Here is a 20164-nt window from a genome sequence, read left to right as displayed (position 1 = left end):
TTTATTTAACTATCAACACTGCTAGTAGATTTTTCTTCGGCAAAGGCGGCATCCAATGCTTGCTGTACAGCATTGATACGAGTCTCGCAAACGCGATAAGCGGCAATAGACTCTTCAACCGTTGTCATTAGATTATCAATATCAGGCTCATCTTGTTGCTGTAGTTCAGCCGCATTGGTTTTTAAAATATCATAAGCCGCCTTAAAGGTTTTTGGGGCGGCTTTTTTGCGTCGGCGAGTAGGGGTAGTCATAAAATTTCCTAATTTTTAAAGATAAGTAGATGAGTAATCTGTAGATATTATTATGTGGTTAAGTTAGAGCGCCTGAGGTTTCCGTTGCTTCTTTATCCATAGTGACATCGATAATCTGCGCTTTTGCGTTGCCATCTTTTAAAATGATATTGACGGTTTGCTCAGGATAGAGTTGGGTACTACTAGTGAGTATTTGCTTGTTTTTAGCATCCGTGAGCATGGTGTAGCCCTGCTTGAGTACGCGAGACGGTCGATGTAATAGCACAATATCACGTAGATGTTCGCTATCACGCTGTGCTTGCACAATTTGCTGCTGTGCGTTTTGCATGATTGACTCTTGATGACTTTTGCTATTGGTAGCGGCTTTTGCGAGCTGTTGATGCGCCAAGGTTTGCGTTTGTGTGTATCGCTCAGCTGTCAGTCTGATAGCTTGCTTTACTTGACGCTGGGCACTTTGCTGAATACTGCGCCATGCATAATCACTGTCTTTTCGTAGAGCGGTTAGTTGGCCAATCGTTTGCGACTGTATTTGGCTTAATTGGCGTGCGGTTTGTTGCTCGGCAGTATTCAATTGACGCTGTGCCGCTTGCTTGATTTGAGCTTGATATTGTAGCGTCTGAGTGACGAGCTGGGCCAAGTGGCTATGGATAGCAGCAATCACCTTTGAGGGTGTATCAAAGCTAGTATGTGCCACTTCATCTAAGATGACCTTGTCACGCTCATGACCGATGCCCACCCAGACAGGAATAGGCTGCTCAGCAACCAAAGCTGCCAGCTCATAATCATTGAGATAAGCTAAGTCGCCAACCGCACCGCCGCCGCGAATAATAACCAACAAGTCTGGTAGACGCTGATAAGTATCGTAAAATTGCTGCTGGGCGCTAACGATGGCTTGGCGTATCTCGGCGGGTGCATGATTGCCTTGAAAAGTCGCATTATGATAGTGGAAGTGACATGCACCTGTACTGGCTAAGCGATCGGCATCTGCTTGAAAATCACCCAATCCAGCTGCCTTTTCAGGGGCGATGACCAGCACATGCTCAATATCAAAAGGGGCAGGTAGCTGCTGATTGAGATGTAATAACCCTTCACCTGTTAGGCGGTCAACCATTTCTGCATATTGCCGTGCTAAGTCGCCTAGTGTATAGCTGGGATCGATATCTTCAATGGTGATTGAAAAGCCGTACTGGGCATGGAACCCTGCCGATACTTTAAGGAGTACGGTCAAATCACGCTCGAGCGGCATGCCAGTCGCACGTTCAAACTTAGCTAATACACGAGCAGCTTTAAAGCGCCATAGATTGCCACGGCAGCTGGCGACCACTTTGCCATCGTCATCTTTTTCTGCCAGTTCAAAGTAGTAATGACCACCTTTACTCGACAGATTACGGATTTCAGCTTTTACCCAGACACGGTGATCAAAAGTTTGTTTGATGACCATCTCAACCGCTGATAAATAATCACTTAGGCGTAGGACTGTATCCTCTAGATGGTCTTCCTGCTCAGCGAGTTCTGCCTCTAGAGTGGCCAAATCTTTAGCAGGCGTTAATACTTTGGCTTGTTTGGTGTTTGAAAGATTGGGTTTGCGCATGATAGAAGACCAAAGATGATTAAAACAGAAAAAGCTGATGAGGGCAGGTTAAATACAATAGGGAACAGTTTAACTTAAAACAGCGCGCACAAAAAGCGAAGCCAACAAGCTTTGATTGATATATTATCTATATCTCAGTTTGTTGGCTGTTTAATCAAAGAAGGATTGTATATCACTTAATGTTAGCGGTTAGATCGTAAATCTGTTTCCGTCTAAAAGAAGTTGTCGTGTAGAGAAAAGTAGATGGGTATTTTTAGCTAGATATAGTCGGTTCAAGATAATTCAGATACAAGGAAGGCGAGTGAAAGTGCTACAAATAGTAGATTGAGTGAGCCTGACACTGTATCTGATTTATATGGTATTGACTATGTTTATTGGCAGCGGAAGTTAATGGTGTATTCATAATCATCGCTACGTGACAAATCTGGTGTACCCGTGCCAAATATCGAGCCAACGACAGCACCTACTTGGCCAACCATACGGCCAGTACGCTCATTTAAGATACCATTATATTTGACATTATCATCAACGATAATCACTTGCTTGCTTCGACAGGTTTTTTGAGCACTATCGATTGCATTTTGTTGTGCTTTGACTTTGGTATCAGCGATACCGGTTGTCTCATAGATAGAGTTGGCGCGCTGAATCACTGGTGAAGAAGGTGTACTTTGACAGGCGCTCAAAGCAAGTGCAGCCACTAACGTTGCCGTCAAACTGGCAGTTTTATTAAAAGTATTCATAAATAATTCCTGATTTATATAAACAGAACGTCTTAGCTATGGGCAAAGCTTTATGAATGTAGCTTATCTAGATATTACCTGTCTAGACAGTTATTGTGTGCTGTATTACGGGTATATTGCCGATGAACCTTGCACTGAATATAAATCAATTTGCAACCTCAAGAACAGCAATATTGTAAAACTACAGACAACCGTTATTGACCAAAAATAAAACAAGTCGCATCCGTACACAGCAAATCACTTGAAATATAAATTGTATCTAGGATAATTGACCCATTCATTTTTTATTAATAAGTAATACTATGCAATTGATTCCTGCTCCTGCTGGCGTGCTCGAGGTTGACGCACTGTGGCAAAATGACAATCCTAATGATCCAAATACAGACACGGTGGCGCTGCTGTGCCATCCCAATCCATTGTTTGATGGTACGATGAATAACAAGGTGGTCACCACTATGTATCGCTTTGCCCGTGATAATGGTATGCATGTGGTGCGCTTTAATTTTCGCGGTGTCGGTCAATCGACAGGCGAGCATGATTATGCGGAAGGTGAAGTGGTCGATGCAATGACCGTGCTACAATGGATTGCTGAACAAACCAATGCTCGAAAGCTATGGCTGGGTGGTTTTTCTTTTGGTGGCTATGTCACAGCACGCGTGGCTGAACAAGTGCTTGAGGCCGCACATATATGGGGGCTGGGTGACTTTGAAGTGACGAAAATTGCCCTTATCGCACCATCAGTCGAAAAAAACGACAGTACTGATATTAATTTGCCTGCGGATAGAACTTTTGAGATTTATGGTAATGCGGATGAAGTGATTGAACCTGACAATATGCAGGCATTTGCAGACCGATTAGGCATTGAAGTCAGCGTGGTCGATGGCGCGGGTCACTTTTTCCATGGTCGCTTATCAGAGCTCAAGGGCTTATTAGACAAGCATAGCTTTGGGCAGGACAGCTAATTTATTTGTTACCTAGCTCAGCTTGATGGTTTCCGTTTTGATATGGTTTAGCATGGCTTGCTTGGTAGTACCAGCGTTATGCTAAATTATCCTACTATTTTGATATTTATTTAATTCAACGATGAGTCGTATTATGAGTTTATCTCCATTGCAACGTTACGAGAAAGCCGTCAGTACAGATGAGTTTACTCGGGATGAGCAGCAATTTCAGGCCATGAGCTATCTTGATGAGATATACCATCAGCTCATCAATAGCGCACCGCAAAAGAAAGGTTTTTTTGGCTTTTTGAAATCTAAGCCAGTCGCGCCAACGGGTCTTTATATGTGGGGCGGTGTCGGCCGCGGTAAAACGTGGATGATGGACATGTTTTATGACTCATTGACCATCGAGCGCAAGATGCGTCTGCATTTTCATCATTTTATGCAGCGTGTCCATAGAGAGCTTAATAAACTACAAGGTGAGAGTGATCCGTTAGAGAAAGTCGCTGATATTATTTATAAAGAAGCGGTTATCATCTGTTTTGATGAGTTTTTTGTTTCTAATGTCTCTGATGCCATGATATTGGGCGATTTGTTCACTATGCTGTTCAATCGCGGCATTACTTTGGTTGCCACCTCAAACATTGAGCCAGCTGGACTGTATAAAGACGGCTTACATCGTGACCGTTTTATGCCTGCCATTTCGGAAGTTGAGCGTCATACCACGGTAATGAATATCGACTCGGGAATTGATTATCGTCTGCGCGTATTGCAGCAAGCTGAGTTATACGAAGCGCCGCTTACTAAGGCGAACTACCATTGGTTAGCCAACCGTTTTGCGAGCTTGTCGAATAATCAGAAAATCAGTAAAGAGCCCATTACTATTAATGGACGAGAAGTAAAAATCAACGCTTGTACCGAAGATATCTTATTCTGTGACTTCCGTCATCTCTGTATGGCGCCGCGATCAGCCGCTGATTTTATTGAGCTTGCCAAACGATTTAGTACCGTTTTAGTTGACTCTGTGCCAGCACTAGATGACGACTTGCGTGATCCAACGCGCCGTTTCATTTACCTCGTGGATGAATTTTATGATCGCCGTGTAAAACTATTGGTACGGGCAGAGCAACCTATTCTAGACTTGTACCAAGGAGAGAAGTTGGCGTTTGAGATTGAACGTACTCGCTCACGTCTGCTTGAGATGCAGTCAGAGGACTATCTACGCATGGACCACCGAGTCGAAGATGTTGCGTAGTTTATTGCTGAGTTGAGACTGCCTGCGTGTAGTTCTCAACTGCTCTATAGCTGTTAAAAAATAAGAAAATGATATTATAAATAATAAGTAGTGATAGATAATAATAAATAAGGATAAAACAGTGACTATATCAGATAATGAAAGCCAAGAAATAGAAGGCAAAAAACTGCCTGTGAAGAACGTAGCAGCGAATGATATCTCATCTACCAGTGATGAGCTGATAGGTTGGATAAATTCAAGACGCAGCATGGGCAATCTAGATGAGCCAGCACCGACGCGTGCGCAGATTGAATCTGCCATTGAGTGTGCGGCAACTGCGCCAGATCATAAAAAATTGCGTCCGTGGCGCTTCATAGTTACGCAAGGTGAGGCGCGCCATGAGTTAGGCCGTGCCTTGCTCGAAGCAGCCCAAGCAAAAGCGCTACAAGATGGCGAAGAGTTGTCTGAGAAGACCATCATTAAAACTCAAAATATGCCGCTGCGAGCGCCGCTGATCATAACGGCTGTGACTCAAATGCAAGAGCACAAAAAAGTGCCACCTTTTGAGCAAATGCTCAGTGCGGGTGCTGCTGTACAAAACCTAATTTTGGCATTAAAAGCTCAAGGGTTTAGTACGGTTTGGCGCACTGGGCTGCTATGTAATGAGCCTGCGGTAAAAGCATATTTTGGCGTAGGCGCAGATGATTATGTGACCGCTTTTGTTTATACTGGCACAAGTCCCAAGGATGAGTCCAAACGCAAACCTATCGATATCGAACCGCTAGTTCGCTTCGAGTCGTAATGTAGCTCAGTGCTGTCTATTAATAAGATTATAATTGCACAAAGTTGTAATTCAAAGATAATAAGGCCAGTCGCTGAGCACGATAGATTCTATTGATAATACGTCAGTCAACACGGATAAAAGAACATGACAAGCCCTAACAATAGTAATAAAAACAATACCAGTGCTAATAATGAGACGGACAAAGAGTCGTCTGAAAAGCAGAATGGTATGCTTGCAGGTATTCTTGAGCGAGCAACCAAGTCAGGTCTTGGCCGTAAAAAGTCAAACCCTAGTCCTGTTGGATCAGCTGTGGCAAAGGATATGGCAGACATTCATAGCAATCCTACCAAGCTGCGCTTGGCGTTTTTAGGTGGTGGTAGCTTTGGTACGGCAATGGCAAATTTAGCCGCACGTAATGGCTGTGATACCACGCTATGGGTACGTAACAAACGTACGGTAAAAGCAATGGCGAAAACACAGACCAATAAAAAGTATCTACCAGGCTATAAGCTTGATGATCGACTGAAATACAGCCATGATTTGGCGGCAAGTGTCAAAGATAAAGACATTATTTTTATTGCTGTGCCAGGTTTAGCCTTTCGTGAAACGCTAAAAAACATCGCGCCTTTTATCAGTGGTCAGTCCATTGTATCGTTGACTAAAGGTATGGAAAAAGACACCTTTGCGATGATGAGTGATATCATCAAAGAAGTGTTGCCAGAAGTGAACTTTGGCGTTATGTCAGGACCGAACCTCGCTATCGAAATCATGAAAAATATGCCATCTGCTACGGTTATCGCAAGTGAGTCGGAACCATTACGTCATGCTGTACAAGCAGCATTACATAGTGCTTTCTTTAGAGTATTTGCTAGTGATGATATACGCGGCGTCGAGCTTGGCGGCGCGCTAAAAAACATCTACGCAATTGCCATGGGTATGGCAGCCGCTTACGAAGTAGGTGAGAATACTAAAGCGATGATTCTTACTCGTGCTTTGGCAGAAATGAGTCGTTTTGGCGTTGAGGAAGGTGCCAATCCGCTCACTTTCTTGGGCTTGTCAGGGGTAGGCGACTTATACGCCACTTGTAGCTCAGAGCTAAGTCGTAACTATCGTATCGGTAATATGCTTGGACGCGGTATGAGTATTGATGCTGCGGTCAAAAAGCTTGGCCAAACTGCTGAAGGGGTAAATACCATTCAGCAAGTACATGAAAAAGCGACCAAAGCGGGTATCTATATGCCAATTACTCATGCGCTCTATGCGGTCATTTATGAAGACAAGGCCGCTCTAGGCGTTGCGCTACATCTAATGGAAGCAGGATTCCGTAGCGATGTTGAGTTTGTCATGGCGCATGATCATAGCAATGCTGCGCTTACGGCTCATATGAAAACCTCTGGTAGCAATACTAAAAGCAAAGACAGTGATGCTGATAAGTAAGACACACCGTTAAAAATCAGTATTAAGAAAGTCGAACTTAGCGCTCCAAGGAAGGTTATGAAAATTATATTAGTACGTCATGGTCAAGCAGAAGATGAGACACGTCCAGATAGCGCACGTCAGCTGACGGACTTTGGTCAGCATCAAGCAGCACAAACGGCAGAGTATGTGACCACTCACTATAGCCCAGATCGTTTTGTGGTTAGCCCTTATACGAGAGCGCAGCAGACTTTGTGTGCGTTCCAGTCACGAATGCCAAACGTACTTTCAACAGTACAAGATAATATCACGCCCTCTGATGATGCCCGTGAGGCTTTAATTGATATTGCGAATATTGATGCAGAATGTCTGGTCGTTGTTTGTCATATGTCAATCGTCGCTTATATCGAAGGCTTGTTGACTGGTGATTATCCTGAGTCATTCTCTTTGGCAGAAGCCAGAGTGTTTGAAATGGAGTTTGTTATGACTGGGATGGCCACTGAAGTGGATCGTTTTGTACCTGATCAACCATACTAGGCTGACTTAGCCATTTCTTAGATAGGGTGAATTCAGAGTGAGGCAATCATGCCAATTAAGCGACTGGCTCAGCAGATAAAATGACTCAATCCTTTCTAAATAGTAGCACTGCTTCATCACAGTACTTTTATAACCGCAGCAATAATCGAGGACACGTTTAGTGTTACATGTTTGGTTACGAGCGCAGCATAGCCCGCTAGCTGTCTGGCGCGAAGATGTACAGAAATGGCAGACGGTTGATGGTTGGCAACAGTTACAAACTATCTATGGTCATCATAAATCGAATGGCCAAAAGGCAATTTGTTTATATTTCCCCTCAAGTCATGCGTTGCAAGTGGATACGGCGCTTAATGTTGCTCAGCTTAAACAGCTTGGTAATAGTGGTAAGCAGTACTTATTTGAAGAAACCTCATTAACGCCTATTGAGCAATTGAACATCCGCCAATTGAGCCATGCTGATACGACGCAACTGTATGCACTGGCACAAAACGATATTGAGGCATGGCAGCAAAGTGCGCAGCTAGCCGGTATGAATATAGTAGCGTTACTGCCAGATTTTTTATTGTTGCCACCGCCAGAAGAGGGCGCAGGTCAACAAGTGATCCTCTATCAAGACTCGCAGACTATGCTGTTACGCCAATCATTGCGTCAGGGTATGGCCCTCAGCTATTTACCGCTAATGTTTGAGCGTTTCCCGCATTTGAGTGAGGTAATGGTGCTGCCGTCTATTGAGGCACCTGTTGACGCATCGCTTGACTCACTAGATTTATCATCGACCATGGATTTAGTGGCGCAAACTAAAATGTTGATCACCGATCATCAGCTATTGCTGACGACCCTGCCTACAGTACCTAAGCCAATTGACAGTCCCGAACGTCACGCGCTTAATTTCTTTATGAAATCTACTGATTCACAATTATCACCATATTTGCGAGTGGCGATGATGGTTGCGCTATCAGCGTTAGTGCTGCAAATAGCAACCGATGGCGTACAGTGGTATAAATATAATGAAGCAACCGCAGCAACCAAGACTGCAATTGCAGCACAATATCAATCTTGGTTCGCCGATGAGCCACTGAGTACGCGCACTAAACTGCAAGTACAGCTGCAACCAAAACTGCGTAGCGATAGCCAAGCGCCTGCATCACATATGGCCGCACTGTCACGCATATCACCATTAATTAAACAGTCCTCATTGCATGCACAGTCACTGGTAATGCAGCCATCAGCGCTCAGTTTTACCTTGATTGCTCCAGATCGCGGTAGTCTTGATAAATTTACGAGCACGCTGGTAGCACAAGGCTTAAATGCCAAACTTGCACAAGTGAATAGTAATGACCAAGGTCAGTTTAGTGGTCAAGTCACTGTCAATGTGGTAGAAAATAATATTGCAGAAAACAGCGACATGGCAAGCAATGCGACAGCGTCGTAACTCATCAAGGTATTGGTAATAAAGGTCAAAACATGAAACGATTACAACGCCGTACCAAACGTAATGCAGCTGTCTCTGCAACCAGTACTAAGGCTCATGTATTGTCAGAGCGTATGAATAATTATCAAAATGTACTAACGACGCGCTGGCAAGCATTACCTCCACGTGATCAGCTAGCATTAGCTATATTGTCTATATTTTTACTGTTGTTTATAGGCGGCTATGGTGGCTATAGCGTTCATCAAGCAGCGAGCGATAGTAAAAACGACTATCAGGAGCAAGTGGCGGATTATTTTTGGTTGCGTGCTCAAGCAGGTAATATTGATAATAGTGCATTGAATTCTGGTAACAACGCTACTGGAGAGGCTGATATGCCACCCGCTAGTCGTATCAATGCGCTGCTCAATAACTCAGGTATAGCAGGTGCTCAGGTGGTTGCGACTGGTGATGCAGTGCAACTGAGCTTTACGCATCCTAGTCAAGCGGTTGTCAGCACTGCACTGGGTAAGCTTGAACAGCAAGGTTGGCAATTTACACAGCTATCTATGCAGCAAGACCTGACCAATAAATCTATTCAGGTACAAGCAACGGTCACTTCTTAAAACGCGTCAGACTGTGATAGAAATTTTAGATACTTATAATACTGTGTGTCTAGTACTCGACACTCAATCCTCGACAGCAAAATAATGCTTTATCGTTGGTATCATTGAAAAGCCATTTATCCGGCTCCATTAAATAGTTAACCATATGACTATTGAATAAAAATATTACCAGTAAGGAAAACCTCACATAATGCGGGACAGTATGAGCAACGATAAGCGCCGTTCTTTAATTACTTATAACCATATCACTTATTTCTTATATGTGATCAGCTACTTTACTGCAGGTCTGTTGTGGATTGTGCCGATTGTCATGAACTATGCCAAGCGCCATGATGCTAATGGTTCATGGCTAGCCACGCATTTCGATTGGCAAATCAAGACCTTTTGGTACAGTGTTGTTTGGTTCGTCATTGGCATTATTTTGATTACCTTTGCGCTAGGAGGCTTTGGCGTTAGCGTACTAGCGGATAGTGGCAATATCGCTATTGGTTCAATATTATTGGCTGGGCTTGGTTTGCTGATTATGACCTTTACCTTTATCTGGCATTTATATCGCATTATACGTGGTTGGATTGCGTTGACTGATGGACGTCCAGTACCTTAGATGTTTAAGAGTGCCTTTGTGCTATGTCTTTAGCTTAGAAAACGACAATTCATCGTTATGTAGCAGAGATTCATCAGCACTGGTTACCGCTTAAATGTAGAAATTTAGCGACTGAAACTTTGCTCTTATTTCTGTTAAGCTGATATAATCGCTGCGCCCGATTTCATTCGCATTTTTTATTCACTATTTCTTCCAAGCAGGGTCTGCCATCACTATGTCTTATGCCTTACTTCGTCCTTTTTTGTTTAATATGGATCCTGAACACGCCCATGAGATGACGCTATCTTTATTGGATAAAGCGCATAAAGCGCGTGTTTTAGGCTTGGCGTATGGTCAGTCAATGCAACCAACAGACTGTATGGGTTTGCAGTTTTCTAATCCAGTTGGTCTGGCAGCAGGCTTGGATAAAAACGGCGATTATATTGACGCGCTGGCTGAGCTAGGGTTTGGTTTTATAGAAGTAGGAACCGTCACGCCAAGACCGCAAGTAGGCAACGACAAGCCAAGGCTGTTTAGAATCAAGCAAGCAGACGCGATTATCAATCGTATGGGCTTTAACAATGAAGGCGTTGATTATCTGATCGACAATGTCAAACGCTGTAAATATAAAGGCAATATTGGTATTAATATTGGTAAAAATGCCGATACGCCAGTAGAGCAAGCCGCTGATGATTATGTGTATTGCTTAGAGCGTGTGTATCCGCATGCCTCATACATTACGGTCAACATCTCCTCGCCAAATACCAAAAATTTACGTGATTTGCAAAGTGGTGAAGCACTAACTCAGTTGATGGATACGATTAAAAACCGTCACAGTCAGTTGGCTACTGAATATGGTTTTTATGTCCCATTAGTGCTTAAGGTTGCTCCAGATTTAGAGCCATTACAAGTTGATTATATCTCGCAGCAATTAATAGACTTTGAAATTGATGGTTTGATTGCTACTAATACGACATTGAGCCGCGTAGGTGTCGAAGACTTGCGTGATGGTGATCAAATGGGTGGTCTATCAGGTCGTCCTGTGAGTCATATTAGTACCCAGATTTTGCAACAGTTCTCTGATCAGTTAGATGGTAAAGTCGCTTTGATAGGCGTGGGCGGTATCGATAGCGGTGCTAAAGCCGTCAAAAAAATTGAAGCAGGCGCAGACATGGTTCAGCTCTATACGGGGCTTATCTATCGTGGTCCTGGGCTGGTGCAGTCTTGCATTCAGGCAATCGGTGGCTATTACGATGCCATGGAAAGTTAATCCAATAAATAAGGTAATAAGGCGTAAAGCATGAGTGGTTTAGATATTGTGATTGCTACTGTTGTCTTGATTGGCTTATGGCGCGGCTTTCAAGTAGGACTGATTAAAACAGCAATAGGTTTGGTAGGTTGGTTTATCGCTCTTATCGCTGCTACTAGGTTGGCAGGAGTAGTGTCACCCCAATTAACGGGTATCGTACAAAACCCTGTGTTACAGATGGCCATGGCTTTTTTATTGGTAGTGATTGCCATATTGGCAGTCATGCATCTGATGGCTTTTGTGTTCTCAGGCGTGCTTAAAACCTTACGTTTGGGCGTCTTGGACAAGATGGCGGGCGGCTTACTGGGTGCTGCCAAAAACGTACTAATGGTCTTGGTTGTACTGAGCGTCAGTGCGCCATTGCTAGTACAGATGCCGCAGTGGCAAACCTCCGTACTAGCGCCTGAGCTAATGCCGTATGCACCGATGGGCAAGGCTTTGGTATCAGACGTATTAGGCATGGCTTGGGATCAGGTCAGTCAGTCGTAATTGTTGAATTGCCTATTATTTTATCTAACTGTCCATTATTTTACTTCTTTTTATACTTCTAAATGTTTGCACGTGTCACTGATAATCAAACATAGATTATCGAAAAATCTCGTTAAGTTTCTTACAATATCATCAGGTTAGCGGCGTACGACAGTGAATGATTTTAGCAATATACTGTCGTTAAGTTTGCCGTTATTGTCGTACTAATGTATGAGTCAAAATAGGATATAGCTATTATGTGTGGAGTCATTGGAGTTGCAGCTCACGAACCAGTCAATCAGATTCTTTATGACGGTTTGACGATGCTACAGCATCGCGGGCAAGATGCAGCAGGTATTGTCACTTTGCAAGATGGACGACTCTATCTACGTAAAGAAAATGGCATGGTACGTGACGTATTCATGAATCGTCATATGATGAAACTGGTTGGTAAGTTCGGTATCGGTCACGTTCGTTACCCGACAGCTGGTACTTCTAGCAGCGCCGAAGCGCAGCCATTTTATGTCAACTCACCATATGGTATTACCCTTGCGCATAATGGTAACTTGACCAATGCTGAGAGTTTGGCCAAATCTTTGTACATCGAAGATCGCCGCCACCTTAATACTGACTCAGATTCTGAAGTACTGTTGAATGTACTGGCACATGAGATGCAGAATCTAGGTAAAACACATCCAACGGCTGATGATATCTTTGAAGCAGTAAAAGCTGTCTATAAACGCTGTGAAGGTGCTTACGGCGTTGTAGCTCTGATCACGGGTCATGGCTTACTTGCATTCCGTGATCCAAACGGTATCCGTCCACTTATCTTTGGTAAGCGTATGGCACCGAATGGCGGCACTGAGTATATGGTTGCTTCTGAATCAGTTGCATTGACAGGTTCTGGCTTTACTATCGTTCGTGATGTAAAACCAGGCGAAGCAATTTTCATTGATTTGAACCATAAACTGCATACGCATCAGTGCGTCGAGCAAAAAGAATACACGCCTTGTATCTTTGAATATGTTTACTTTGCTCGTCCAGATTCGATTATGGACAACATCTCAGTTTACAAATCACGCCTACGCATGGGCGAAAAACTGGCAGATAAAATCCTTGCTGAATGGGGTGAGAATCATGATATCGATGTGGTCATTCCAATTCCAGATACATCGCGTACTTCAGCGATGGAGCTGGCGCTAAAAATGAACGTCAAGTACCGTGAAGGGTTTATGAAAAACCGCTACATCGGTCGTACGTTTATTATGCCAGGTCAGCAGCAGCGCAAAAAATCAGTTCGCCAGAAACTCAGCGCTGTGCCGCTAGAGTTCAAAGGCAAAAATGTACTGTTGGTTGATGATTCTATCGTTCGTGGTACGACTTGTCATGAAATCATTCAAATGGCACGAGATGCTGGTGCTAACAAGGTGTTTTTTGCCAGCGCTGCGCCACCAGTGAAATTTCCAAACGTATACGGCATTGATATGCCAGTACGTAGCGAGCTTATTGCCTCAGGCAATAGTGTCGAAGAAGTACGTGATATTATCGGTGCTGATCGTTTGATCTTCCAAGATTTGGATGATTTGATCGACGCGGTAAAAGATACCAAACACAGCCGAGTGGAAGGTTTTGATTGTGCGGTATTTAACGGCTGCTACATCACTGGCCAGATCAATGAAGCGTATCTTGATCACCTGCAAGAGCAGCGTAACGATACTGCCAAGACTGGTAAAAAAGGCGTACAAATAGTGGCTGATACCCCAGTTGACATGATGGGTGTAGAAGAGCTTTAAGCTAAACTAAAGCCATTGTTTTCAGATAACAAAAAGCTAGATTCTAAATAGAATCTAGCTTTTTTATGTTTAAAATATCGCTAAGGGTACTGGCGTTTTATAAATGGTCGAAACAGTTTTAGCCTAAAAAACTGCTAAATAACCAAAATAAACCATTGATTGCTGCTATACCGACAACCATACTGACCAAAAGCTGACGGCTGATATGATAGATAAACAATACCAAAATAAGTGCGCCGACTTGCGCCATTAATAGATGTAGTTCGGTGTCATTTAAAGTAACAGTCGTCGATAAGTCCTGATAGGAAAGGCTAGTCAAAATAAGCAATACCATTACCGATAACGGTAAGCTCTCATTTAACCGATGTAGCCAAGGTGTATCCAGCAGCTTTCTAGGTATCAGTGCTGGCAATGCACGAGTAATAAAGGTCACTGCTGCCATAGCAAGCGTGGCAAAAATAAGATAACTACTGGTCATGAGGTTCTCCCGTCTTTTGACGCTCTATCAAAAACCCACGTACCAAGATCATAAACATACAGATAGTAATGGCTACTAGTAGCAACCAGTCACTGGTAAATAGCGAAGCAATGATTAAGCCAAGCACGGCAATACCAATCGGGAAGTAGCGTTTGATGCTTTGAAATTGCTCATAAGCGAGAATTGCAAACAGACAAACCAACGCAAAATCTAAATTTGGCACCAAGTCACTGAGTGTACTGCCAATCATTACGCCAACCGTACTCGCGAGTACCCACCAACTTTGGTTAAATAAGCTAATAGGAAGTATCAAGGCTCGTCGTGACTCATTTGGTAAGCTTGTCATGATCGAAAAAGTCTCATCGGTCAAAGCAAACAGACAATATGTCTTGGCCAGCTTATTTTTTGGTAGATACTGTAATAACGGCATACCATAGAATACATGACGTAGATTAATCGCGGCAATATTGGTGGCGATATTGCCAATCGGTAGGCCAGCGCTTAGCATTGGCAGACAAGCATACTGAGCTGCACCAGCATAGAGAACGATACTGAGCATAATCGTTGCCCATATCGGGATACCTGCTACCTGTGCGAGTACACCAAAGGCAATACCGGCAGGCAGATATCCCATAGCAACTGGCAAGCTTTTCTTAAAGCCCTCAGCCCAGTGGTAGCGGTTTTCATGTTGATGGCTTAATTCATTTGAATGAGTATTCACACGACATCCTAAATTTTTCTTATGATATTTTTATAAATCTATCGATATAAAAATTATTAATTCAAACGGTATTGCTGCAAAATTAAAAAATGAAAAACGAGCTTAATAAAAATGATTTATCGAAAATTGATAGAGCAAACATAGTATAAAACTAACTAAGCTTCAGGTTGTAGTTTCTCATAACTGCCAGTCTGATTGGCACGGTACAAAAATCCACCTAGAATGACTAGTCTCAATAATAATAGACACCACACGCTAAGCCAAATACCAGTCATATCCCATTGCTGATAGAGCAACCAGCTCAAAGGGAAGAAAATAGCAGCCAGTATCAGCGCCGCATTACGAATCACGCTACCAGCCGTCAAACCAAAAAATATCCCATCCAGCCAGTAGGCACCAACACCAACCAGAGGCAATAATACGGCATATAAATGGTAGTCATAGGCGAGGGTAAACACCGACTCAATATTGGTCATGAATCCCAAATACATAGGCATCGAAAGCCACCAAATGGCGCTTAACACGATAGCAAGGCCATAACTAACCACGCCTGTACGCTTCACAATAATACGAAAACGTAGCCAATCACGTCTTCCTGCAGCTTGTCCACTTAGCGTTTCAGCAGAGACAGCGACGCCATCAAGAGCGAAAGCAGATATGCTTAATACTTGCAATAAAATAGCATTGGCAGCCAGTATGACATCACCGCTTTGGGCAGATAGTCGAGTAATCCAAGCAAAGCTTAGCGTTAAAATAAGAGTACGTACAAAGATATCTTTGTTTAAAGAAAATAGCCTAAGCATCTTTTCTTTCGTAAAATACTGTCGATCCGCTTTGAATAATACAGACCACGATATTTTTAAATGTTTGCGGCTCAACCACAGTGCCATCAGTATTCCAAACCAAAATGCAATAGTCGTTCCTAGTGCGACACCAGCCAATCCCATCTGCATTGCAAATACAAAAAACAGAGTTAGTACGATATTAAGTACGGCAATAAAGCCCTGTTGATAAAGCATATAACGGGTCTTACCTTGTCCTGCAAACCAACCAATAAATGCAAAATTCATCAGCTCTGCGATCACGCCCCAAAAGCGTACGTCTAAGTAGGTTTTCGCTGCGCGTCCACTCTCAGGATTGGCTGATAGTGCTTGTAAGCCAAAATCAATCAGCCAGGGCTTTGCCAGTAGCAATATTGCTCCAATAACAAACGCCAATAGTAACGCGCGTTGCAAGATAGACAGCAAAGGCGTGGGCACTGATACGGCCGATGTATTGCTAGTATTATTCGCCAGCTGTCCCAATGCCTGCGCAGCAAGCCCAGATGATGCATACTGCAAAAAGTTAAAGCTAACAAGCAATAGCGACAGCAGCTGTATGGCCAAACCCATGCCAGCAAGTTTCGCTGTGTCATTCATATTGCCAACAATGGCCGTATCAATAACGCTCTGCAATGGCATGGCCAAATTGGCTAGCAGTACAGGCAATGCAATCGCGACAATACGCTTATAGCTTGTGTCAATAGGTGGCATCGCGTGAGAAGGTGCGGATTTAGCTGACATGGGTGACTCGTTTATACGTGAACGATAAAGAGGTATATTCGTTAAATAATAATAAAATTGTAAGGCAGTACATTTAATGTAAGAGACAAAATAGCTATAAAGACAAAAGCACCTAGACTCATTATTCATAAGTCAGGTGCTCTTATTTAAACGTTGTATCTGTGCAATCAGTAATTATATAGAATGTGATAACACGCTATTTCAGCGTATCAAACCATCGAATATACCTTACTAAACGTTGTCTTGCTCAAACATTTTTGGATCATTGAAAGTAACGATTTCTTCTTCAAACTCTGGTTTTACTTTTACGATAAAATCATCACGCGACAGACCCATGCGCAGCGGAATCGAACTGGCAATATAAGTTGATGAGTAAGTACCCGCAAGCAAACCAATAAACAGAGCTACTGAGAACCAGTATAACCCATCACCGCCCAAGAAGAGCATGGCTAGTACGACCAATAAAACGGTTGAGATGGTCATAATCGTACGGCGTAGCGTCTCGGTCAATGACAAATCAATCGTCTGTTCTGGCGTAATTCCGCGAACACGGCGGAAGTTTTCACGAATACGGTCATAGACAACGATGGTATCGTTCAATGAATAACCAATCAACGCCAATACCGCAGCCAATACCGTTAAGTCAAATGGGAAGCCGAATAGTGCAAATACACCAATGGTTACGACGGCATCATGGAACAGTGATAGTACAGCACCTAAAGACAATTTGAACTGGAAGCGTAGGGCAACATAGCCAAGCATACATACCAGTGCCAATACCAATGCCATGACTGAGTTTAAATAAACCTCATTACCAACTTGGCTACCAATGATGTTAACGTTGCTAATCGTAGCGGTGTTGCTAGGTAGTGCCAATGCTTGCGTCAGATTTGCGCTTAGCCCATCGACGTTATCAGACTGAGGGGGCAAACGTACCAATAGCTCTTCACGAGTACCTAGATACTGTACAACCGCATCATCGAAACCATTGTCTGCTAGTGCTTGTACAACAGCAACTTGCTCAACAGGCTGCTCATAGCGCACATCAGCAGAGACACCACCAGTAAAGTCTAGTCCTAAGTTCAGACCATTTACCGCGATAGCAATGATACTACCGATCACCATAAATAAAGACAGTAGTGCCATCGGCTTTTCTATCTTCATAAATGGAATGATACGCTGGTTACCAACCGCTTTGATGCCACCTTCAGCAACAGCTGCGGCATCATCAGCGGCGTCACCTGATATTACGTCAGAATCAACAGCGGTAGACAGTGCTTGACTGTCTTTAGCATTTTGACCTTTACCGCCGCGACGACTAGGGCTTTTGCCTGACTTTGCGGTAGTAGGGTTATTGGTTTTAGTATTGCTACCTTTACCATTACGACGCGGTTTGTTACGGCGACGCGTACTTGCATTGGTCGTGTCACCGTTTGAGCCATTTCGATCAGGATTATTCTGCTGTTCTAAAGGGTTGTTATTATCGATCGCCATAATATTCTCCTAACCGATGCTCAGACTTTTGATGGATTTACGCTTACCGTAAGCAATTTGTACCAGTGCACGTGTCACCAAAATAGCGGTGAATAGCGAGCTGACAATACCAATAGCTAGCGTAATCGCAAAGCCCTTAATCGGACCAGTACCAATCGCAAATAGGATAAACGCGACCAATAAGGTTGTAATGTTGGCATCAAAAATACTGCTAAATGCGCGATCAAAACCTGCCACGATGGCTGATTTTGGCCGTACACCGTTGGCAATCTCTTCTCGTATTCGCTCAAAAATCAGTACGTTGGCATCAACTGCCATACCGATGGTCAAAACGATACCTGCGATACCAGGTAGGGTAAGTGATGAACCCAAAATTGACATAATCGCAATGATAATAATAACGTTAACGGCTAGCGCAACGTTGGCAATCACCCCAAACAGACGATAGAAGATAATCATAAACGCGAAGACTAATAGATAACCGACCTGCGTAGAGAACAATCCTTTATCGATGTTTTCCTGACCGAGTGATGGACCAATAGTGCGCTCTTCTACGAAGTACATCGGTGCAGCAAGTGCGCCTGAACGTAGCAATAGCGCAAGCTCAGCTGCTTCAGCACTACTATCTAGACCAGTAATACGGAATGACGAACCCAGTACCGCCTGAATGTTGGCGCGGTTGATGACCTTGGTTTCAGCGTAAGGTGTGCGTACTTCAGTCGTCTCACCAGTGGCTGGATCTTCTTCGTAAGTGATTCTTTGTTTGTTTTCAATGAACAATACAGCCATCTGTTGACCAACAGCTGTACGAGTGGCGTTCTGCATGAGCTTGCCGCCAGCACTGTCCAAGGTGATACTTACTTCAGGTAGACCGCTTTCATCCAAGCCAGTTTGTGCGTTGGTTACTTTGTCCCCTGTGACGATCGCTTGACGATCTAACAATACAGGAGGGCCATCGAGTGTTTCAAATGGGAATGCCTCTGTACCTGCTGGAGGTATGCCGCCAGTATAGGTATCAGCATCTTCTGCCACCATACGGAACTCAAGGTTTGCAGTACGACCAAGTACACGTTTTGCTTCAGCAGTATCTTGTACACCAGGTAGCTCAACAACGATACGGCTAGCACCTTGCGACTGTACCAAAGCTTCGGTAACACCCAGCTCAGCAATACGGTTACGTAGAGTCGTTAAGTTCTGGTTGACCGCGTAGCTATTGATTTCGTCAAGTGTCGCATCGTTATACGATAAGACCAATGCAGGACCTTGATCATCAATAGAAGACTGCAAGTTAAACGTATTGCTCATTGAGCCTTGTAATACGTTCTGTGCACGGTTACGAGTATCAGTATCAGCAAAGTGCAATACCACGCCGCGATCTTCGGTTTTGATACCTTTGATTGCTACTCGCTCAGCACGTAGCTCACGTCGCATATCGCGACTGGCACTGGTCAAACGCTGTTCAAGCGCCTTGTCCATATCGACTTCGAGAACAAAGCGTACACCACCACGCAAATCAAGACCAAGCTTCATCGGTCTTGCACCGATATCACGTAGCCACTGCGGAGTAGTTTGTGCTAGGTTAAGGGCAACGACATAGTCTTCGCCCAAGTTTTGACGTAGCACTTCTTGCGCCTTTAGCTGATCGACTGGGTTGTTGAGGCGTACCAGCGCGCTGTTGCCCTCAAACGTACCATCGTGGTTATCTAGACCTGCCTCTTCGAGTAAGCTTTGAGACTCGGTTAAGATGCCTTCAGACAGCTGAGTTCCTGCGGCTGCGCTCGTAATCTGCACAGCAGGTTCGTCAGGATAAAGGTTGGGGGCAGCATATAGACCGGCAACGAGTAGCACGACGGCAATTAGTAAGTATTTCCAAGCGGGATATTGCATAATCACTTCTTTAAGTTGATAAACGACTGGCGACGTAGGCCACAAGTTAGCAGATGGGAAGTTAGCGATAGCAACGGTCGAGTGCTATGTTCAGCAGCCGTCATCATGCACCATTGCGATCATCCGCGATGATAGTAACGCATAAAACAGTAAAGCAAATAATACAGATGTCTGTTTATCTGGTCACCAAAAATCATATGGCTGACTTGGATAAAGATAGGACATCTAAACAGTAAGCCTAATTTATATAGCAATTTTACCTTACTGTGTTAATAGTGAAAAATGACCGTAAATTATATACGGTCATTTTTTAGTCATTACATTCATTAATGTGACGACTA

Annotated in this window: 19 protein-coding genes; 11 read left to right on the top strand and 8 right to left on the bottom strand. The window is 43.7% G+C overall.

What is annotated here, in order from left to right; all coding sequences use genetic code 11:
- Positions 1-5: 5 nt before the first annotated feature.
- From xseB to ACQKCG_RS02670, 3 genes are all read right to left on the bottom strand, one after another.
- Positions 6-251 (bottom strand): exodeoxyribonuclease VII small subunit, encoded by a 246-nt coding sequence (gene xseB, locus ACQKCG_RS02680; RefSeq protein ID WP_101205385.1) that lies wholly within the window; start codon positions 249-251, stop codon positions 6-8.
- Between the two features lie 58 nt (positions 252-309).
- Positions 310-1842, bottom strand: a complete 1533-nt coding sequence (gene xseA / locus ACQKCG_RS02675) for an exodeoxyribonuclease VII large subunit (protein WP_427585031.1) — start codon at positions 1840-1842, stop codon at positions 310-312.
- Positions 1843-2213: 371 nt separating this feature from the next.
- Positions 2214-2582, bottom strand: coding sequence for a hypothetical protein (locus tag ACQKCG_RS02670; RefSeq protein ID WP_102090963.1), 369 nt, complete (start codon positions 2580-2582; stop codon positions 2214-2216).
- A 302-nt stretch (positions 2583-2884) separates the two neighbouring features.
- Here ACQKCG_RS02670 and ACQKCG_RS02665 point away from each other — a divergent pair, with 302 nt between their 5' ends.
- The 11 genes from ACQKCG_RS02665 (at position 2885) to purF (ending at position 13681) form a co-directional block, all read left to right on the top strand.
- Positions 2885-3544 (top strand): alpha/beta hydrolase, encoded by a 660-nt coding sequence (locus tag ACQKCG_RS02665; protein ID WP_102094774.1) that lies wholly within the window; start codon positions 2885-2887, stop codon positions 3542-3544.
- A 133-nt stretch (positions 3545-3677) separates the two neighbouring features.
- The gene (gene zapE, locus ACQKCG_RS02660) at positions 3678-4778 is read left to right on the top strand and encodes a cell division protein ZapE (protein ID WP_427585030.1); all 1101 of its coding nucleotides are present in this window, start codon (positions 3678-3680) and stop codon (positions 4776-4778) included.
- Between the two features lie 166 nt (positions 4779-4944).
- Positions 4945-5559, top strand: coding sequence for a nitroreductase family protein (locus ACQKCG_RS02655; protein ID WP_427585122.1), 615 nt, complete (start codon positions 4945-4947; stop codon positions 5557-5559).
- Between the two features lie 126 nt (positions 5560-5685).
- A complete protein-coding gene (locus ACQKCG_RS02650) occupies positions 5686-6978 on the top strand; it encodes an NAD(P)H-dependent glycerol-3-phosphate dehydrogenase (RefSeq protein ID WP_427585029.1) in 1293 nt (430 codons plus the stop codon).
- 57 nt (positions 6979-7035) lie between these two features.
- Positions 7036-7494 carry a SixA phosphatase family protein gene (locus tag ACQKCG_RS02645; protein WP_427585027.1) on the top strand — a complete coding sequence of 153 codons (459 nt, stop codon included), beginning with the start codon at positions 7036-7038 and terminating at the stop codon, positions 7492-7494.
- Between the two features lie 160 nt (positions 7495-7654).
- The gene (gene gspL / locus ACQKCG_RS02640) at positions 7655-8926 is read left to right on the top strand and encodes a type II secretion system protein GspL (RefSeq protein ID WP_427585026.1); all 1272 of its coding nucleotides are present in this window, start codon (positions 7655-7657) and stop codon (positions 8924-8926) included.
- A gap of 32 nt (positions 8927-8958) precedes the next feature.
- Entirely contained in the window at positions 8959-9528 is a 570-nt protein-coding gene (gene gspM, locus ACQKCG_RS02635) for a type II secretion system protein GspM (protein ID WP_427585025.1), read from the top strand.
- Between the two features lie 202 nt (positions 9529-9730).
- Positions 9731-10132, top strand: coding sequence for a DUF4870 family protein (locus ACQKCG_RS02630; protein WP_227543679.1), 402 nt, complete (start codon positions 9731-9733; stop codon positions 10130-10132).
- A gap of 214 nt (positions 10133-10346) precedes the next feature.
- Positions 10347-11381 carry a quinone-dependent dihydroorotate dehydrogenase gene (locus tag ACQKCG_RS02625; protein WP_057759514.1) on the top strand — a complete coding sequence of 345 codons (1035 nt, stop codon included), beginning with the start codon at positions 10347-10349 and terminating at the stop codon, positions 11379-11381.
- 30 nt (positions 11382-11411) lie between these two features.
- Complete coding sequence (locus tag ACQKCG_RS02620) at positions 11412-11909, top strand: CvpA family protein (RefSeq protein ID WP_427585023.1); 498 nt, start codon at positions 11412-11414, stop codon at positions 11907-11909.
- 236 nt (positions 11910-12145) lie between these two features.
- A complete protein-coding gene (gene purF, locus ACQKCG_RS02615; protein WP_201566719.1) occupies positions 12146-13681 on the top strand; it encodes an amidophosphoribosyltransferase in 1536 nt (511 codons plus the stop codon).
- Positions 13682-13799: 118 nt separating this feature from the next.
- On the opposite strand, the gene ACQKCG_RS02610 is transcribed toward purF, so the two are convergent.
- The 5 genes from ACQKCG_RS02610 to secD form a co-directional block, all read right to left on the bottom strand.
- Positions 13800-14159, bottom strand: coding sequence for an AzlD domain-containing protein (locus ACQKCG_RS02610; RefSeq protein WP_427585021.1), 360 nt, complete (start codon positions 14157-14159; stop codon positions 13800-13802).
- Positions 14149-14880, bottom strand: a complete 732-nt coding sequence (locus tag ACQKCG_RS02605) for an AzlC family ABC transporter permease (RefSeq protein WP_427585020.1) — start codon at positions 14878-14880, stop codon at positions 14149-14151. Before ACQKCG_RS02605 ends, ACQKCG_RS02610 begins: the two co-directional genes overlap by 11 nt.
- Positions 14881-15035: 155 nt before the next feature.
- Positions 15036-16442 carry an MATE family efflux transporter gene (locus ACQKCG_RS02600; protein ID WP_427585019.1) on the bottom strand — a complete coding sequence of 469 codons (1407 nt, stop codon included), beginning with the start codon at positions 16440-16442 and terminating at the stop codon, positions 15036-15038.
- 231 nt (positions 16443-16673) lie between these two features.
- Complete coding sequence (secF, locus tag ACQKCG_RS02595) at positions 16674-17936, bottom strand: protein translocase subunit SecF (RefSeq protein ID WP_201606740.1); 1263 nt, start codon at positions 17934-17936, stop codon at positions 16674-16676.
- Between the two features lie 9 nt (positions 17937-17945).
- A complete protein-coding gene (gene secD, locus ACQKCG_RS02590) occupies positions 17946-19823 on the bottom strand; it encodes a protein translocase subunit SecD (protein ID WP_101205370.1) in 1878 nt (625 codons plus the stop codon).
- Between the last annotated feature and the right edge of the window lie 341 nt (positions 19824-20164).

This window comes from Psychrobacter sp. NPDC078929, from assembly GCF_050267985.1.
Lineage (GTDB): Bacteria > Pseudomonadota > Gammaproteobacteria > Pseudomonadales > Moraxellaceae > Psychrobacter.
Note: the sequence above shows the minus strand (reverse complement) of the source record. Positions and strands in the feature narration are given on the sequence as shown.

What these genes read in the sequence shown, in the direction of transcription:
- zapE (WP_427585030.1), top strand. Translation starts at nt 3,678, where the DNA reads ATGAGTTTATCTCCATTGCAACGTTACGAGAAAGCCGTCAGTACAGAT.
- ACQKCG_RS02620 (WP_427585023.1), top strand. Translation starts at nt 11,412, where the DNA reads ATGAGTGGTTTAGATATTGTGATTGCTACTGTTGTCTTGATTGGCTTA.
- secD (WP_101205370.1), bottom strand. Translation starts at nt 19,823, where the DNA reads ATGCAATATCCCGCTTGGAAATACTTACTAATTGCCGTCGTGCTACTC.
- ACQKCG_RS02625 (WP_057759514.1), top strand. Translation starts at nt 10,347, where the DNA reads ATGTCTTATGCCTTACTTCGTCCTTTTTTGTTTAATATGGATCCTGAA.
- ACQKCG_RS02610 (WP_427585021.1), bottom strand. Translation starts at nt 14,159, where the DNA reads ATGACCAGTAGTTATCTTATTTTTGCCACGCTTGCTATGGCAGCAGTG.
- ACQKCG_RS02650 (WP_427585029.1), top strand. Translation starts at nt 5,686, where the DNA reads ATGACAAGCCCTAACAATAGTAATAAAAACAATACCAGTGCTAATAAT.
- gspM (WP_427585025.1), top strand. Translation starts at nt 8,959, where the DNA reads ATGAAACGATTACAACGCCGTACCAAACGTAATGCAGCTGTCTCTGCA.
- secF (WP_201606740.1), bottom strand. Translation starts at nt 17,936, where the DNA reads ATGGCGATCGATAATAACAACCCTTTAGAACAGCAGAATAATCCTGAT.
- ACQKCG_RS02645 (WP_427585027.1), top strand. Translation starts at nt 7,036, where the DNA reads ATGAAAATTATATTAGTACGTCATGGTCAAGCAGAAGATGAGACACGT.
- ACQKCG_RS02630 (WP_227543679.1), top strand. Translation starts at nt 9,731, where the DNA reads ATGAGCAACGATAAGCGCCGTTCTTTAATTACTTATAACCATATCACT.
- ACQKCG_RS02665 (WP_102094774.1), top strand. Translation starts at nt 2,885, where the DNA reads ATGCAATTGATTCCTGCTCCTGCTGGCGTGCTCGAGGTTGACGCACTG.
- xseB (WP_101205385.1), bottom strand. Translation starts at nt 251, where the DNA reads ATGACTACCCCTACTCGCCGACGCAAAAAAGCCGCCCCAAAAACCTTT.
- purF (WP_201566719.1), top strand. Translation starts at nt 12,146, where the DNA reads ATGTGTGGAGTCATTGGAGTTGCAGCTCACGAACCAGTCAATCAGATT.
- ACQKCG_RS02670 (WP_102090963.1), bottom strand. Translation starts at nt 2,582, where the DNA reads ATGAATACTTTTAATAAAACTGCCAGTTTGACGGCAACGTTAGTGGCT.
- xseA (WP_427585031.1), bottom strand. Translation starts at nt 1,842, where the DNA reads ATGCGCAAACCCAATCTTTCAAACACCAAACAAGCCAAAGTATTAACG.
- ACQKCG_RS02600 (WP_427585019.1), bottom strand. Translation starts at nt 16,442, where the DNA reads ATGTCAGCTAAATCCGCACCTTCTCACGCGATGCCACCTATTGACACA.